Source organism: Alistipes sp., assembly GCF_048465635.1.
Lineage (GTDB): Bacteria > Bacteroidota > Bacteroidia > Bacteroidales > Rikenellaceae > Alistipes.
This window is the reverse complement of sequence record NZ_DBFWLF010000008.1, coordinates 1-14,460: the sequence shown is the minus strand read 5'-3', so window position 1 is coordinate 14,460 and position 14,460 is coordinate 1. Positions and strand designations below refer to the sequence as shown.

Annotated in this window: 12 protein-coding genes and 1 tRNA gene; 5 read left to right on the top strand and 8 right to left on the bottom strand. The window is 63.9% G+C overall.

Annotated features, from left to right (window positions below):
* Positions 1 to 203 precede the first annotated feature (203 nt).
* The 5 genes from ACMO9O_RS03065 to ACMO9O_RS03045 all read right to left on the bottom strand — a co-directional run bounded on the left by ACMO9O_RS03065 (position 204) and on the right by ACMO9O_RS03045 (position 6,282).
* Positions 204 to 2,132, bottom strand: a complete 1,929-nt coding sequence (locus ACMO9O_RS03065; RefSeq protein ID WP_418982151.1) for an ATP-binding protein — start codon at positions 2,130 to 2,132, stop codon at positions 204 to 206.
* 67 nt (positions 2,133 to 2,199) lie between these two features.
* A complete protein-coding gene (locus ACMO9O_RS03060; protein WP_418982150.1) occupies positions 2,200 to 2,739 on the bottom strand; it encodes a CinA family protein in 540 nt (179 codons plus the stop codon).
* Positions 2,740 to 2,744: 5 nt separating this feature from the next.
* A complete protein-coding gene (locus ACMO9O_RS03055; RefSeq protein ID WP_418982149.1) occupies positions 2,745 to 3,992 on the bottom strand; it encodes a competence/damage-inducible protein A in 1,248 nt (415 codons plus the stop codon).
* Positions 3,993 to 3,998: 6 nt separating this feature from the next.
* Positions 3,999 to 5,165: a quinone-dependent dihydroorotate dehydrogenase gene (locus ACMO9O_RS03050; RefSeq protein ID WP_418982148.1), complete on the bottom strand. Its 1,167-nt coding sequence runs from the start codon at positions 5,163 to 5,165 to the stop codon at positions 3,999 to 4,001.
* Between the two features lie 121 nt (positions 5,166 to 5,286).
* Positions 5,287 to 6,282, bottom strand: coding sequence for a 4-phosphoerythronate dehydrogenase (locus ACMO9O_RS03045; protein WP_418982147.1), 996 nt, complete (start codon positions 6,280 to 6,282; stop codon positions 5,287 to 5,289).
* A 90-nt stretch (positions 6,283 to 6,372) separates the two neighbouring features.
* Here ACMO9O_RS03045 and ACMO9O_RS03040 point away from each other — a divergent pair, with 90 nt between their 5' ends.
* The 4 genes from ACMO9O_RS03040 (at position 6,373) to ACMO9O_RS03025 (ending at position 10,718) form a co-directional block, all read left to right on the top strand.
* On the top strand, positions 6,373 to 7,422 hold the full coding sequence (locus tag ACMO9O_RS03040; RefSeq protein ID WP_418982146.1) for an agmatinase family protein: 1,050 nt from the start codon (positions 6,373 to 6,375) through the stop codon (positions 7,420 to 7,422).
* 17 nt (positions 7,423 to 7,439) lie between these two features.
* Complete coding sequence (gene nhaA / locus ACMO9O_RS03035; RefSeq protein ID WP_418982145.1) at positions 7,440 to 8,810, top strand: Na+/H+ antiporter NhaA; 1,371 nt, start codon at positions 7,440 to 7,442, stop codon at positions 8,808 to 8,810.
* Positions 8,807 to 9,505 carry an FKBP-type peptidyl-prolyl cis-trans isomerase gene (locus ACMO9O_RS03030; protein ID WP_418982144.1) on the top strand — a complete coding sequence of 233 codons (699 nt, stop codon included), beginning with the start codon at positions 8,807 to 8,809 and terminating at the stop codon, positions 9,503 to 9,505. The genes nhaA and ACMO9O_RS03030 overlap by 4 nt, the downstream gene beginning before the upstream one ends.
* Before the next feature lie 94 nt (positions 9,506 to 9,599).
* Positions 9,600 to 10,718: an FKBP-type peptidyl-prolyl cis-trans isomerase N-terminal domain-containing protein gene (locus ACMO9O_RS03025; protein WP_418982143.1), complete on the top strand. Its 1,119-nt coding sequence runs from the start codon at positions 9,600 to 9,602 to the stop codon at positions 10,716 to 10,718.
* Positions 10,719 to 11,051: 333 nt separating this feature from the next.
* Here ACMO9O_RS03025 and ACMO9O_RS03020 read toward each other — a convergent pair whose 3' ends face one another.
* The 3 genes from ACMO9O_RS03020 to ACMO9O_RS03010 all read right to left on the bottom strand — a co-directional run bounded on the left by ACMO9O_RS03020 (position 11,052) and on the right by ACMO9O_RS03010 (position 14,099).
* Positions 11,052 to 11,414: a DUF3127 domain-containing protein gene (locus ACMO9O_RS03020; protein ID WP_418982142.1), complete on the bottom strand. Its 363-nt coding sequence runs from the start codon at positions 11,412 to 11,414 to the stop codon at positions 11,052 to 11,054.
* Between the two features lie 125 nt (positions 11,415 to 11,539).
* On the bottom strand, positions 11,540 to 13,822 hold the full coding sequence (locus ACMO9O_RS03015) for a DUF6359 domain-containing protein (protein WP_418982141.1): 2,283 nt from the start codon (positions 13,820 to 13,822) through the stop codon (positions 11,540 to 11,542).
* A gap of 203 nt (positions 13,823 to 14,025) precedes the next feature.
* Positions 14,026 to 14,099 (bottom strand) — tRNA-Ile (locus ACMO9O_RS03010).
* A gap of 200 nt (positions 14,100 to 14,299) precedes the next feature.
* On the opposite strand from ACMO9O_RS03010, the gene ACMO9O_RS03005 reads away from it, so the two are divergent.
* Positions 14,300 to 14,460 (top strand): 50S ribosomal protein L31 (locus ACMO9O_RS03005; RefSeq protein WP_418982215.1); only part of this gene is annotated, 161 nt, incomplete at its 3' end.

Here is a 14,460-nt window from a genome sequence, read left to right as displayed (position 1 = left end):
CTCCCGCTTTTTTTTCGGAAGGACGGATCGGTGTGCCAGTGCCGGCCTCGCCGCCCGTTGCTTTTCGGCCCGGGGCCGGGGTCCGGACAGAGCTGGCCACCACACCCGGCGGCCGGGATTCGAAATCCTTATCTGTCGGGCGGATTGAAGGAACGCCAGGTGTTTCCACCTCCCTGCGTGCCCGCCGTCCGTATCGGCCGAAGTCAGGCGCCGGGGATCGTGAAGACGAACCGTGCGCCTGCGGTGCTGGCCGGATCGAGGACGACGTCGCCGCCGAGCGTGCGGGCGATCAGCCGGCAGACGTTCAGCCCCAGCCCCATCCCCTGCGAAAAGGGGTCGAGCTTGACGAAGCGTTCGAAGATCCGCTCCGTCTCCGCGGCGGGAATGCCGCTGCCTGCGTCGGTGACTGTGAAACGCACTCCCCCCCCCGCATCGCTCGCATACGAAAGGGTGACGGGTCCGCTCGTGTGGTGCAGGGCGTTGCGCAGCAGTTCGTTGAGCACTTTGGTGACGTATTGGCGCGAGGTGCTGACGCGGCAGGGAACCGTGCCCGGCTCGTACCGCAGCCGGGCGGGGTCCTGCGTCTGCAGGGCGGCCGTTTCGAGGCAGTCTCGGCAGCAGGCGTCGATGTCCACCTCGGAGCGGGCGGGCGGCGTCAGGGTCGATTCGATGTCGGAGATATACAGCACGTCGTCGACCAGTTTTTGCAGGAAGCCGCTGTTTTCCCGGATGATGTCAAGGTAGGCGCCGCGCTCCTCCTCGCCGGGCGGCGGCGTGGCGGCGGCCAGCTCGGCGAAGCCCACGATGGCGTTGAGCGGGGTATTGATCTCGTGGGTGATGTGGCGGATGAAGATGCCCTTCATGCGGTCGGCCTCCTCGGCGGCCCGCTTGGCACGCGCCAGATGGCGGTTGGTGCGAAGCTGCAAGGCGATGAACGCCCCTGCCAGCGCGAGGATGGCCGCCAGCGCCGTGATGAGGACGTTGTTGCGCCGCAGTCGTTCGGCCTGGGCTTCCTGCCGGGCCTCGGCCGTTTCGCGGTCGAGCCGCTCCACGTCGAGCAGCGTGGCGAACTCGTTGAGCATCTCGCGGTTCTCGCCCTCGATCTTCTGCCGCCAAAGCTCCGCATACTGCGAAAGGTCATCGCATGCAGCCCGGTAATTCCCCATGCGCTGATAGATGCTGGACCGGGTGATGAGCAGCGGGGTATAGTAATAATGGAGCCGGTTATCTTTGTGGTCGTTCTCCTGCTGCTCGCCGCGGTAGGACTCGAGCCGGCGGTTGACCAGCGCCAGCGCCTGCTGGTAGGCGCCCGTACCGACGAAGAGGAGGAGTTCGATCTCCCCGATTTTTTCCTCCGTTATGTAGCGGCTGCCCTTTTCCCGAATTTCGTCCAGCAGCCTGCGCGCCTTCGAAAACTCTTTATGCTGGGCGTAGACATTGGCCTGGGCCAGCTTGATGCGCCAGATGTGGTAGGGTTGCAGCAAACATGTTTCGCCCTTGTCGAGCGCTTCGAGCGCCTGGGTGTAACGTCCGCAGAAAGCGTAGGTCTCGCCCATCTGCAAATAGTAGTAGGAGAGGTCGACGTCCTTCAGATGGTTCTCCTCGATAAACTCGATGCCCTTGCGGTAGTTCTCCACCGCCAAATCGTAAGAGGCCTGCGTGCGGTAGATATGGCCCATCTGTTTGTAGGCTTCGGCGATGGCGGGCTTGAAATCGTCCTTGAACGCCTGCGTCTGGTAGCGGCCCAGTTCGTAGAGCGCCAGCGTGTACTTTCCGTATTTGGTGTAGTGGAGGATCAGCCGCGCCCATACGAAGTAGTAGTGCGTCAGCTGGTTGTATGTCCGCGTGAACTGCTGGGTTTTGGCCACCCACACCTTGAGCGAATCCAGGTTGTTCGTATAATAATAGTGGTCGGTGTGCAGGCAGAGCGCCACCGACTGCATGCGCCGGTTGCCCTGTTCGCCGGCCAGCCGGAAAAGCGTGTCGGCCTTGAGCGGCATGTCGGGATCGGTCGGGTGGCGGTTGCACCAGGTGTAGTAGCCGATCAGGGTGCTGTCGGCCTCCTGGGCGCGTCCGCCGAGGGGGCGAACCAGCAGGAGCAGGGTCAGAAGCAGCAGGGCGTATTTCTTCACTTTTTGGACGAATTGGTAAGGATGGCGAATATCTCCCGGAATAGCAAACCGGGATTCGGAAAGATTATTATTCCGCGGAGGGATTGTCCGCGAGCAACTCCTCTTCGAGCAGGGAGATGGCGGCGCTTCCCGCCTCGCGGATGATTCTCGGGCGGCGGCCGTCGAGGTGCAGCAACCGCGCCGTGGTCCGCAGCGGGGAGCTTACGGCGATCCACACCGTGCCGACGGGCTGGGCGGCCGTGCCGCCCGTGGGACCCGCGATGCCGGTGGTGGCGATGGCGTAGTGCGTGCCCGCGGTGCGGCGCGCTCCGTCGGCCATCTGGCAGACCACCCGTTCGCTGACCGCGCCGTAGCGGGCGATCGTGTCGCAGCTGACCAGCAGCAGGTGCTCCTTGGCGTTCATGCCGTAAGGCACGAAGCCGCAGATGAAGTAGGCCGAGGCGCCGGGCAGGGCCGTGATGCGCGCGGCGATGGTTCCGCCCGTGCAGCCCTCTGCCGTAGCGAGGGTGAGCATGCGGTCGGTGAGCAGGCGGTGTACGCGCTCTTCGGGGGTGGTGCGGTGGCACGAGGCGGCCAGCAGCGCAAGCAGAAGCAGCAGTCGGTTCATGGGTGTCAGTCGTTCTTTGCGTTCAGGCAGTCGCGCAGCAGACCGAGCGCAAAGGCGCTGGCGCGGTCGATGATCTGGCCGCGGTCGGTTCCGCACTGCTTCAAAATGGTGCGTGTTCCTTCGGGGGTCGCCACGGCGATCCAGACCGTGCCGATGGGTTTTTCGGGCGAGCCGCCCGCGGGTCCCGCGATGCCGGTGGTGGCCACGGCGTAATCCGCATGCGCGATGCGGCGGGCGCCCTCGGCCATCGCGCGGGCGACGGGTTCGCTCACGGCGCCGTGGCACTCGATCAGCGCCTGGTCGACCCCCAGCACGTCGTGTTTGGCGGCGTTGCTGTACGCCACCACGCCGCAGAGGAAGTAGGCCGAAGCGCCGGGCAGGGCCGTGAAGCGTGCGGCGATCGAGCCGCCCGTGCAGCTCTCGGCCGTGGCGAGGGTCTTTCGGCGGTCGGTGAGCAGGCGGTGGATAAGCTCCTGCACCGAGGCGGTCTCATAGCCGACGAAGTGGTCGGGGATGATCCTGCGCAGCTCCTCGAAGCGGCGCTCGATCTCGCGGGCTGCGCTCTCGCCCTCGACCTCGTAGGCCGACAGGCGCAGCCGCACGGAGCCGGGATTGGGCAGGTAGGCCAGTTTGAGATAGGGCGGCAGGGCGTTCTCCCACGCCTCGATCTTCTGCGCGAGCATCGATTCGGCCAGTCCGGCCGTAATCATCGTGCGGTGGACGATCTGCCGCAGGGAGAAGTGCGCCTTGAGCCGCGGCATCACCTCGTCCTGCATCAGGTGCTCCATCTCGAAGGGAACCCCCGGCAGCGAGACGATCACCTTGCCGTCGCGCTCGAACCACATGCCCGGCGCCGTGCCGTGGGCGTTGAAAAGCACCGTGCAGCACGCGGGGACCATCGCCTGCGAGCGGTTGAGTTCGTTGAACGCGATGCCGCGGTCGGTGAGCATCCGCTCGACGTGGGCGGCGACGGTCGGGTTGTAAACCAGCTCGCTGCCGAACAGGTCGGCGAGTGTCTTCTTGGTGATGTCGTCCTTGGTGGGACCCAGCCCGCCCGTGAGGATAATCACCTCCGATTCGTGCATCGCCCGCCGGACGGCCGTCACGATCTGTCCGCGGTCGTCGCCGATCGAGCATTTTTCGTGGACGACGATGCCCGCTGCGTTGAGGTGGCGGGCGATGGAGGCCGAGTTGGTGTCTACGATCTGGCCGATGAGAATCTCATCGCCGATGGTGAGGATGGTGGCTTTCATGGCATATCAGTTTGGCCGGGAGCCTGCGGCGGATGCGTCGTCGGTTGCGGGGATGTCCTTGGTTTCGGGGATCGGGGCAGGGATGTTCTGCGTCGCGGGCGCCGGTTCCGATCCGATCTCCGGTTCCGGAGCGGGTTTTCGGGCGTCCTCGATCAGGGCGCGGCAGACCTCCCTGACCAGCCCCGGACCGCGGTAGATGTAGCCCGTGTAGAGCTGTACCAGGTCCGCACCGGCGGCGAGCATGGCCCGCACGTCGTCGGCCGTCATCAGCCCGCCCACTCCGATGATGGGGTAGGTCCCGCCCGAACGGGTGTGGATGCGGCGTACGATCTCCACGGCGCGCGCCGTAAGCGGAGCGCCGCTCAGCCGGCCGCTGCCGATCTTGTCGAGCGTCGTGCGGCTGGTGCGCAGCCCCTCGCGCAGGTTGGTCCCGTTGGTGGCCACGATGCCGTCGAGGGGCGTGGAGAGCAGGATGTCGGTGATCTCGTCCACCGCCTCGTTCGTAAGGTCGGGCGAAATCTTGAGCATCACCGGGCGGTACTGGTTCTGTCCGCGGCGGAAGTCGAAGAGCGGTTCGAGGATGCGCAGAATATGTTCGCGCGTATGCGTGATGCCCTCGCGGCAGGCGTTGTCGCAGTTGATGTTGACGGTAAAGTAGTCCGCATACTGGTAGAGGTTGCGGAAGAGCCGCAGGTAGTCCGCGGCAGCCTGTTCGGGCGGGGTGGCGGTGTTCTTGCCGATGTTGCAGCCCACGATCACGCCGGGATGGGGGCGGCGCAGGCGCTGGATGGTCTTCTCCAGCCCGCGGTTCGCCAGTCCGATGCGGTTGACGATGGCGCGGTCCTTCGGCAGGCGGAAGACCCGCGGCCGCGGATTGCCCGGCTGCGCACGGGGCGTGACGGTCCCGATCTCGACGAATCCGAAGCCCAGCGCCGCCAGCGAGCGGAATGCCTCGCCGTTGTGGTCGAAACCCGCGGCCAGCCCCACCGGATTGCGGAAGCGCAGCCCGAAGACCTCGCGTTCGAGCGCGGGGTGGTGCACGGCCCAGCATTTGTCGAGCAGCCACCGTCCGCCGGGCACGATTTCGAGCAGACGCAGCAGGAGGAGCACGACGCGGTGTGCCCGTTCGATGGTGAGCGAGAAGAGGATGGGCTTTATGATGCGTCGGTACATGGCTGCGGTGAATCGACCGCAAAGGTATTAAAAAAGAATCGATTTCAAAACGAAGATCGGGACAATTTTATCCGGATCGCCGCCGCCGGATCGCCGCCGCCGGAACGCGCTTCGGGGGCGCTCAGAAGTATTCCCGGCGGTAGGCGTAGCGGTCGCGCATCTCTTCGAACGCTTCGGGCTGCGCCTTGAGGCGGCGGCTCTCCGCCTCGATGTCGTACACCCGGTCGATCGTGGCGCAAAGCTCCTCCCAGCCGATCGGCCGGGGCGCGGAGGGGGCCGCTTCGGGCGGATACCACCCCGTCAGGGGGAGGGAGAAACGACGCGCGACGGCGGCCACGGCCATCGCCGTGGCGTTGGCTTTCCCCTGTTCGGAGTAACCCGCGACGTGCGGCGTGGCCAGCAAAGCCTGTCCCAGCAGCCGGCGGTCGATGGCGGGTTCGTGCTCCCAGACATCGATGACACACGGATGGCCGCCTGCAACGAGCGCTTCGGTGTCGGCCACCTCGCCGCGCGAGGAGTTCATCACTACGGCCCCGGGGCGGAGCCGGCCGATCAGCGCATTGTCGACCAGATGGCGGGTCGAGGCGTCGAGCGGAGTGTGGAAGGTGAGGATGTCGGCCTCGCGGGCGACCGTTTCGAGCGGCAGAAAGCCGGCGTGTTCACGCTCTTCGCGGGGCGGGTCGCAGCCGAGGACCCGGAAGCCCCATGCCGCGGCGTATCGGGCCACGAGCGAACCCACATGACCCACGCCCACCACGCCCAGAGTCCGCTGGGCGGGCTGCCACCCCTGCGTGCGGGAGAGGTGGACCAGCACCGCGCCGGCCCATTGCAGTACGCCCCGGGCGTTGCACCCCGCGGAGGTGGCGACCTCGACGCCGTGCGCCGCGCACCACGCCGTGTCGATGTGGTCGAAGCCGATGGTCGCCGTGGCGATCAGCTTCACGCGGGAACCGCCGAGCAGCCGTTCGTCGCAGCGCGTGCGGGTGCGCACGATGAGCGCATCGGCCTGCGCCGCGTCGGCGGGCGTGATGGCGCTGCCCGGCAGGTAGCGCACCTCGGCCCACGGCTCGAGCACGCCCCGCAGGAACGGGATGGCGCTGTCGGCAACGATCTTCATGGCCTTTTTCTCTCCGATCTTTCTCTTTCCGGGAAGCAAATATAGGTAAAATTTAAATTTTTCCTACCTTTGTACGTTAAAACGGACGTTATGGAACAGAAAGTTTTCGATCCCGACGGCGTGGGCGTCGACAACGGAACCTACTTCGGGCTGCCGTTCGAACCCGAGACGGCCGAACTGGTGCTCGTGTCGGCTCCGTGGGACGTGACGGTCTCCTACGGCGCGGGTGCTGCCTACGCTCCCGATGCCATCATCGAAGCCTCCACGCAGCTCGACTTCCACGATCCGCTCGCCCCGGGCCGCTGGCGGCGGGGCATCGCTACGGCGGATGTCGACTACTCGCTGCAGGAGGAGTCGCAGCGGCTGCGGACCGATGCGGCGCGCGTGATCGAGCACCTCGAGGGGGGCGGCTGCCCCGAGGACGACTACGTCGTGCGCAAGATCCGCCGCGTGAACGAGGGGTGTGCCGCGATGAACGCCAAGGTCCGGGCGCAGGCGGCGCGGTGGCTCGACCTGGGAAAGATCGTCGGGCTGGTCGGCGGCGACCACTCGACCCCCTACGGGCTGATCCGGGCGCTGGGCGAACGGCACGAGCGCTTCGGCATCCTCCATCTGGATGCGCACTGCGATCTGAGGGAGGGGTACGAAGGGTTCGAGTTCTCGCACGCCTCGATCATGTTCAACGTCTTGCGCGATGTGGAGCAGGTCGAGAAGATCGTGCAGGTCGCCGTGCGCGACTTCAGCGAGCGCGAAGCGCTGACGGCCGCCCAGTCGCCGCGGGTGGAGACCTTCGACGACTTGACCCTCGCGGCCGGACGCTTCCGCGGCGAGACCTGGGACGAGCAGTGCCGCCGCATCGTCGGCGCCCTGCCGCAGGAGGTTTACGTCAGTTTCGACGTCGATGCGCTGACTTTCGAAAACTGCCCCCATACCGGTACGCCCGTCTCGGGCGGGCTGAGCTTCAACGAGGCGGTCTGGCTGCTCGACACGCTCGCGCGCTCGGGCCGGCGGATCATCGGCTTCGACCTGGTGGAGGTCTGCCCCTCGGCTCAGGAGCGCCTCGACGCCATCACCGGAGCGCGCCTGCTGTGGAAGCTCTGCGGACTGACTCTCAAATCGAACGATAAACCAAACTTATAAAAATGCGTCTATTTTCCATGTACCGTTGGGTACGGTCGCGCCACCAGATGGGGCTGCGCGGCCGGAGTTTCATCGAAGCGCCCTGGGCCGGCGGAGCCGTGCTGCTCGTGTGCGTCATTGCGGCCATGCTGCTGGCCAACCTGCCCTGGACCTCGGCATACTACCACCAGCTGCTCGAAACCGATCTCTCGCTGCTCGTACACAGTCCCAGCGGGTCGATCGACTGGGCGTTCCCGCGCGGAATGACCGTCGAGAAGTTCATCAACGACCTGCTGATGGTCATCTTCTTCTTCGCCGTCGGGCTGGAGATCAAGCGCGAGATCGTCTGCGGGCAGCTCTCGTCGGTGCGGCGGGCGATCCTGCCCGTGCTGGCCGCGGCGGGCGGCATGCTCGCGCCGGCGCTGGTCTATCTCGTCTTCAACCAGGGGACGCTCGCGGCCAACGGCTGGGGGATTCCGACGGCCACCGACATCGCCTTCGCCATCGGCATCCTCTCGATGCTGGGCGACCGCGTGCCCGCCTCGCTCAAAATCTTCCTCACGGCGCTGGCTATCGCCGACGACCTGGGGGCCATCCTCGTGATCGCACTCTTCTACGGCGGCCAGATCCAGATGGTCTGCCTGCTGGCGGCGCTGGTCATCATGCTTGCGGTCTACTTCATGAATCAGATGGGCGAGAAGCGCATGTTCTTCTACCTGGTTCCCGCCATCGCCATCTGGACGCTGTTCTACTACTCGGGCGTCCACTCGACCCTTTCGGGCGTGGCGATGGCCATGCTCATTCCGATGAAGCCGCGTTACAGCAAGGAGTACTTCACCCACAAGATGCGCCGGCTGAAAGCGGCGATGCTCGCGGTGGGAGACGCTGAGGGCGATTTTCCCAACGAGGATCACCGCTTCTACCTGCGGCAGATGCGCGCGCTGGCTTCCGACTCGGTGGGCATGAGCTACCGGCTCGAAAACGCCCTGTCGCCCTACGTCACCTTCCTGGTCATGCCGATCTTCGCGCTGGCCAACGCCGGGGTGGAGATCACTTCGGTCGAGTACCTCAATATCTTCCACATCTCCCCGGAAGCGGGTTCGGTCGGCATGGGCGTCTTCTTCGGCCTGCTGATCGGCAAGCCGCTGGGCATATTTCTTGCGAGCTGGTGCGCGGTGAAGTCCGGTCTGGCCGAGATGCCGCAGCAGGCCACGTGGCGCATGCTGCTGGCCGTGGCCTGTCTGGGCGGTATCGGTTTCACGATGTCGCTGTTCGTCGATTCGCTCGCCTTCACGGATGCGGACCTGATCGACCGCGGCAAGATCGCCATCCTGATGGGTTCGATGGCCGCCGCCGTGGTGGGCAGCGTGTTCATCCTGTTCCTGTCGAAAAAGACGCAGAGACCATGAAACTGAGAAATATGCTCTTTTGGCTGCTGGCCGCGGCGGCGCTGACCGGCTCCTGCTCGCGGAAGGGCGGCGGCGTGAAACTGCGCACCGATACCGATTCGGTGGCCTACGTGATCGGCATGAACGTGGGCATGAACCTGATGCGGATGGATTCGACGATCAACGTCGGGGCGGTGTGCGAGGGCATCCGCGACGTCTTCCGCGCCTCGGCGAAGCTCACCGCGGCCGATGCCGAGACTTTCTACCTGCGTTACATGAACTTCGCACTGCCCGAAAAGGCCCGCGCCTACGAGGAGCAGTTCCTGGCCGACTTCGCCAAGTCGAACCGCTCCTATGCCCGCACGGCGTCGGGGGTGACCTATACGGTCGACGAGCTGGGCGACCAGGGGCTGGTTCCCGCCTCGGACCGCGATACGGTGGTCATGCGCTATGTGATCCGCACGGTCGACGGAACGCAGGTCTACTCCTCCTACGAGCGGGGCGACACGCTGCGCATGCAGCTGGGCGACCTGCAGAAAGGGGTCAAGGAGAGCCTCAAACTCATCGGCAAGGGCGGTAAGATCACCTCGTGGCTCCCCTCGTCGGAGGCGTACGGCGCTGCGGGCGACCAGGAGCTGGGCATCGCGCCCAATGCCACGCTCCATTACGAAATCCAGCTGATCGATGTCGATAAATATTCAAATCGGGTGCGATAGTCGTTTTTGAACGTGAAAGTTAGGCGATATAGCAATATATTTTATAACTTTGCGCGAACGAACACAAAACAGATTCGAAAATAAATTGAAAGCAATGAAAAAAATTCTTTTTGCCGCAGCGCTCGCGGGTGCTGCGTTGATGACGGCCTGCGGCGACAAGGGCAGCAGCGTCCGCATGGGCAGCCTCTCCGGCGACATGGACTCCCTGTCGTATGCGCTGGGAGCCAACATTGGTTACAGCATGAACTACGAGATGAAGGACATTCCGTTCGACTTCAAGCAGATCGAGCAGGGCATCAAGGACGGTGCGCTCGACAAGGCGAAGAAGCCGCACGAGGAGTCGATCGACCTGCTGCGGGGCTACTTCATGGGCAAGCGCGGCGAACGTGCGCAGGCTATCGCCCGCAAGCGTGCCGAGGCCGACAGCATCCGACTGGCCGGCGGCGATTCGACGAAGGTCGACTACCCGGCCGCCGACGCCGAAATGTTCGAGAGCGAGCAGGAGCGTGCCGACATTTCGTACGCTTTCGGTAACGACATCGGTTTCAACATCCGTCAGAGCGGCATGCCCATCCAGGTGGTGTGGATCACCGAGGCCATGCAGAACGTACGCGACGACAACGCCAAGATGACCGACGACGAGGTGAACCAGTACCTCCAGTACTACTTCATGGTGAAGCGTCCGGCCGAGAACGCCGAGGCTTCGAAGGCGTGGCTGGAGAAGATCGAGAAGAAGTCGGGCGTGCAGAAGACCGCTTCGGGTCTGCTCTACAAGATCAACAAGGCCGGCGACGAGAGCGTGAAGGCCACCGATCCGCGCGACGTGGTGAAGGTCCACTACACGGGCCGCACGCGCGAAGGCAAGGTGTTCGACACCTCGCACTTCAAGAACCGCTCGAAGGAGCAGCAGGAGATGATTAAGAAGCAGCGTCCGGACGACTACGACAAGGACGAGCCGATCGAGTTCCCGCTCAACCGTGTGATCCCCGGCTGGACCGAGGGCATGCAGCTGGTGGGCAAGGGCGGTACGATCACCCTGTGGATTCCCTCCGACCTGGCTTACGGCATGCGCGGTGCAGGCCGTGACATCGGTCCCAACGAGGCCCTCGAGTTCGAGGTCGAGCTGATCGACGTCACCCCTTACGAGGAGCCCGCTCCCGCAGCTCAGGCCGATTCGACCGCGGTGGCTCCCGCAGCGAATCCCGCCGAATAAGTTTATCCGCTCCGATACCGACAGCCGGACCTCGCAGGGGGTCCGGCTGTTTTTTGTGCGGCGGGGTTTGTGCGTGCGTACGGGCAGGCGGCCTCGCTTCGAACAGGTCCTCTCGCTAACGACGCGAAGAGTGTCCGGCAGCGGATTTCATGAAGCCCGTGTGTCTGCCGCATTCGTGCCGTCAGCCTGCTGCCCCTGTTGCCAGCCACCGCCTCCTACCGATGGCCAGCCCGGAGGCGGTCCTGCGTACGCCCTCCCTGCCGCCGGCCGCAAAAAACTCCGGCCGGCCCGAGGCCGACCGGAGAGGGTCCTTGCGTGGACACGCGCCGCTTGTCAGAACGGCAGATCGTCTGCCTCGGGGGTCGAGGCGTAGGTGGGCTCTTCGGCGATGGGCGGCATGTCGGGCATCGGGGCAGGGGCTGCCTCGGTCTGCTTGGGCTGCAGACGCCAAGCGCGTACGTCGGTGTACCAGCGGCCGTTGTATTCGCGCGACTCGACGTTGACCGAGACCGTGTAGGCAGCGCCCTCTTTCAGCCGGGCCACGTCGTCGGGCTTGTTGAAGAACGTCACGCAGATTTTGCGGGCGAACGTCCCCTCCTGCATCTCGAAAACCACATCCTGACGCTGCCACTCGCCGCGTGCGGAGGTTCCCTTGGTCAGGGGCATTATTTTGTAAACCGTTCCTTCGAATTCCATATAGCTCGTTTTTGATGTTCTCTGCGGGCAAAGGTACGAAAAAAAAGCGGATTCCGCCCGCCGCCCGGCAGAAAAAACGGGAGCCGGATAGGTGTCCGGCTCCCGCGGGTGATTCGCTCGGCTGCCTATTCGAAGGCCACCGCCTGCGAATCGATCTTGAAGTCCTTGAAGACGATCGTCGAAGTCTTCTTGCTGTCGCCGCTGTTGGCTGCCAGACCGACGTAGAGCTTGTCGGGCAGGCCCGCGATCTCCTTCGAACTTACGGCGCCGAACGTTGCGCCGCCGTCGAGCGAGTAGGAGAGCTTGCACTTGTCGCCCTCGCGTTCGAGTTTGAGGATCGGCTTGGCTTCGGTATCCGTTCCGGGGGCGGCGAGGTTGCCTCTCGATGCGGCGTTGCCGACCGCCGAACGCGACGAGTGGTGGAATGCGACGGGACCCTGGGCTGCCATGACGTGCAGCAGGTCGTTGGCCGTGGCCGTGTAGTCGGGCGTTACGAACAGACCCGCCAGCGACTGGTTGCCCGATGCCTTCGTCGATGCGTATTCGCTGACCTCGACCGTGAGCGTGAAGTTGCCCGTCAGTTCACGGTAGACGTAGGCGAAGGTCTGCGTGCCGCTCTCGAACTTGCCGCAGGCGGTCAGCGTCAGCGTATTGCCCGCGCCGGAAGCGGTGGGCGCGGTCGCGCCTCCGTTGTTGTAGAGATTCCAGCCGTTGCCCAGCGGCGTGGGGTCGGGCGTCGGATCGGGATCGGGGTCCGTTCCCGGGTCGGGATCGGTTCCGCCCCCGATGTTGCCGTTGTTCACCGGAATCGGGGCCGTGGCGTAGCCCGGCAGGCGCTTCGTGCCGGCTCCCGACGGTACGATGGTAGCGATTTGCTCGGCATCGTCGACGATGTAGCTGTACTCGGGTTTAAAATCTTCGTAGGTGTAGGGCGTCGGGAGCTTCTCGCCGTTATACTTCTTATACTCCACGTTGGTGAACGGGTAGGGCTCGTGCGCCTGCGAGGGGCGGTTCGTGAAGACGTTGCCGCGCTCGTAGAGGAAGCCTGCGACGTCCCCCTGGAGGTTCGACACCCAGCTGCTGCCGCTCGGTTTGGCGGGATAGGTGCAGATGTCGGTCGGGAGCACCACGCCGTCGAAGTTGTTGTCCTCGACCAGCACCATTGCGCCGTAGGCGCTGCCCACGCCGTAGGTGGTCACCTGGTTGAAGAAGTTGTTGTAGACGTGGGCCCTGCCGAAGCGTACGCGCGGGTGGCGCGAGCTGGAGAGGTCGAAGTAGTTGTGGTGGAAGGTCACGGTGATCTTCGTGTCGGCGGTCTGTCCGTTGGAGTGGCCTACCAGACACGATTTCTGGGTCTTGATGAAGTGACACCACGACACGGTGACGTTGTAGGTCTGGTGCGTCACGTCGCACGAACCGTCCTCGTAATCTTTGGTCTGATTGATCGATTCGAAGGTGCAGTGGTCCACCCAGACGTTGTTGCTCTCCTGCATGGAGATGCCGTCCGCGCCGTTGTCGGCCTTGGGCATCTTGATGTAGATGTTGCGGATGATGATGTTCGACGCCTCGTTGAGGAAGAAGCCGACGTTTTCCATCACGAAGTCGTCCGTGCCGTAGATCGAGATGTTGCTCGTGCGCTTGATGTCGAACCAGGGGCTGCCGCTGCCGCGTCCCTCGTCCTTGTGGAACGTGCCGCTCAGCCAGACGATCGCGGGGGTTTTGTCCTTGTTCTTCTCGCGCAGGTAGAGCCACTCGCCGAACTTCTTGCCGTTGTCGAAGTGGTGGGTGTTGGCTGCCGTCGCGCCTTCGCCGCCGGTCGTGCCCTCGGCATAGCCGTAGAGGTGGTCCAGTTCGACGTTACCCGTGATGGGCGGGTCGATCGGATCGGGGTCCGGATCGGGGTCCGGGTCCGGATCAGGATCGGGGGTGTCCGAGGGGTCCTTGCCGCCCTCCTGCGCCGTTACGCGGGTGACCTTCACGGCGCTGCCGGTCGTCGTGCGGACGATGTCGCCCTGCACCTTGATCTTCTCGCCGAGGAGCGCGGGGTGGTCCACGATGTTCAGGCGCGCCTGGATGTCGGATTCGTCCTCCAGGTCCACGCGCGAACATTTATAGCTGTCGGTCTCGTTCGGCGAGGCTGCGAGCAGGATGTTGCTCTTGGTCTCCACCTGCGGAACGCTGCGCACCACGGCGTTCTCCGCGCCGACGACGTAGCCTTCCACCCAGACGGCGGTCTTGCCTACGGCGTCCATCAGCTGGTCGATGCCGATTGGCTCCTCTTTGGTTCCGGCGGGCAGCACCACTTCGGCAGTACCGCCTTTCTGCGGTACGGTGTCGTCCGTTTCGCTGTCGCTGCATGCGCTCATTACCAGCGGCAGGCAGGACATAATCAGTAAAAGTCGTTTCATTCGGTTATTGTTTTTTTGAGGTTGAATATTCCAACTACAAAATTAGGCGGGCAGAGCTTCCCGGGCTGGTAAAAATTATCCGTTTGCTGGGAATTTTTGCCGCAGGGGCGGATTTCGCGGATGCAGGGCCGGCGGACAGCCCTTGGGGCGGAGAAGGAGCTGCGGACAAAGAAAACAGCCGTGACGAGTGTCACGGCTGACGGTGGGCCCAGAGGGGCATGATCCCACGACCTTCGGATTATGAGTCCGCTGCTCTGACCGACTGAGCTATGGGCCCTTTGCGCGGCGCATCGTGCGCTTTTGCGGGGCAAAGATACGAATAAATCTGCAAACGGCAACGCTTTTCGGGCAAACCGGCGGGGTTTGTCCGCTCTTTTTCGTCCCTGCATGCAAATAATTCCCGCTATTTCATTTTTATTCCCGATTTATTATTACCTTTGTCGCGCTGAAAAGCATTCATCAAAAACACAACGAGCAATGAAAAAGGGTATTCATCCGGAGAATTATCGTTTAGTGGCGTTCAAGGACATGTCCAACGACGTCGTGTTTTTGTGCCGGTCCGCCGTTTCGACAAAAGAGACCATCGAAGTGAACGGCGAAACCTATCCCGTGTATAAGATGGAAATTTCCAACACCTC

Excerpts from the sequence above, each read along its gene's own strand:
- ACMO9O_RS03060 (WP_418982150.1), bottom strand. The coding sequence starts at position 2,739 with ATGAACCGACTGCTGCTTCTGCTTGCGCTGCTGGCCGCCTCGTGCCAC.
- ACMO9O_RS03055 (WP_418982149.1), bottom strand. The coding sequence starts at position 3,992 with ATGAAAGCCACCATCCTCACCATCGGCGATGAGATTCTCATCGGCCAG.
- ACMO9O_RS03050 (WP_418982148.1), bottom strand. The coding sequence starts at position 5,165 with ATGTACCGACGCATCATAAAGCCCATCCTCTTCTCGCTCACCATCGAA.
- ACMO9O_RS03045 (WP_418982147.1), bottom strand. The coding sequence starts at position 6,282 with ATGAAGATCGTTGCCGACAGCGCCATCCCGTTCCTGCGGGGCGTGCTC.
- ACMO9O_RS03040 (WP_418982146.1), top strand. The coding sequence starts at position 6,373 with ATGGAACAGAAAGTTTTCGATCCCGACGGCGTGGGCGTCGACAACGGA.
- nhaA (WP_418982145.1), top strand. The coding sequence starts at position 7,440 with ATGTACCGTTGGGTACGGTCGCGCCACCAGATGGGGCTGCGCGGCCGG.
- ACMO9O_RS03030 (WP_418982144.1), top strand. The coding sequence starts at position 8,807 with ATGAAACTGAGAAATATGCTCTTTTGGCTGCTGGCCGCGGCGGCGCTG.
- ACMO9O_RS03025 (WP_418982143.1), top strand. The coding sequence starts at position 9,600 with ATGAAAAAAATTCTTTTTGCCGCAGCGCTCGCGGGTGCTGCGTTGATG.
- ACMO9O_RS03020 (WP_418982142.1), bottom strand. The coding sequence starts at position 11,414 with ATGGAATTCGAAGGAACGGTTTACAAAATAATGCCCCTGACCAAGGGA.
- ACMO9O_RS03015 (WP_418982141.1), bottom strand. The coding sequence starts at position 13,822 with ATGAAACGACTTTTACTGATTATGTCCTGCCTGCCGCTGGTAATGAGC.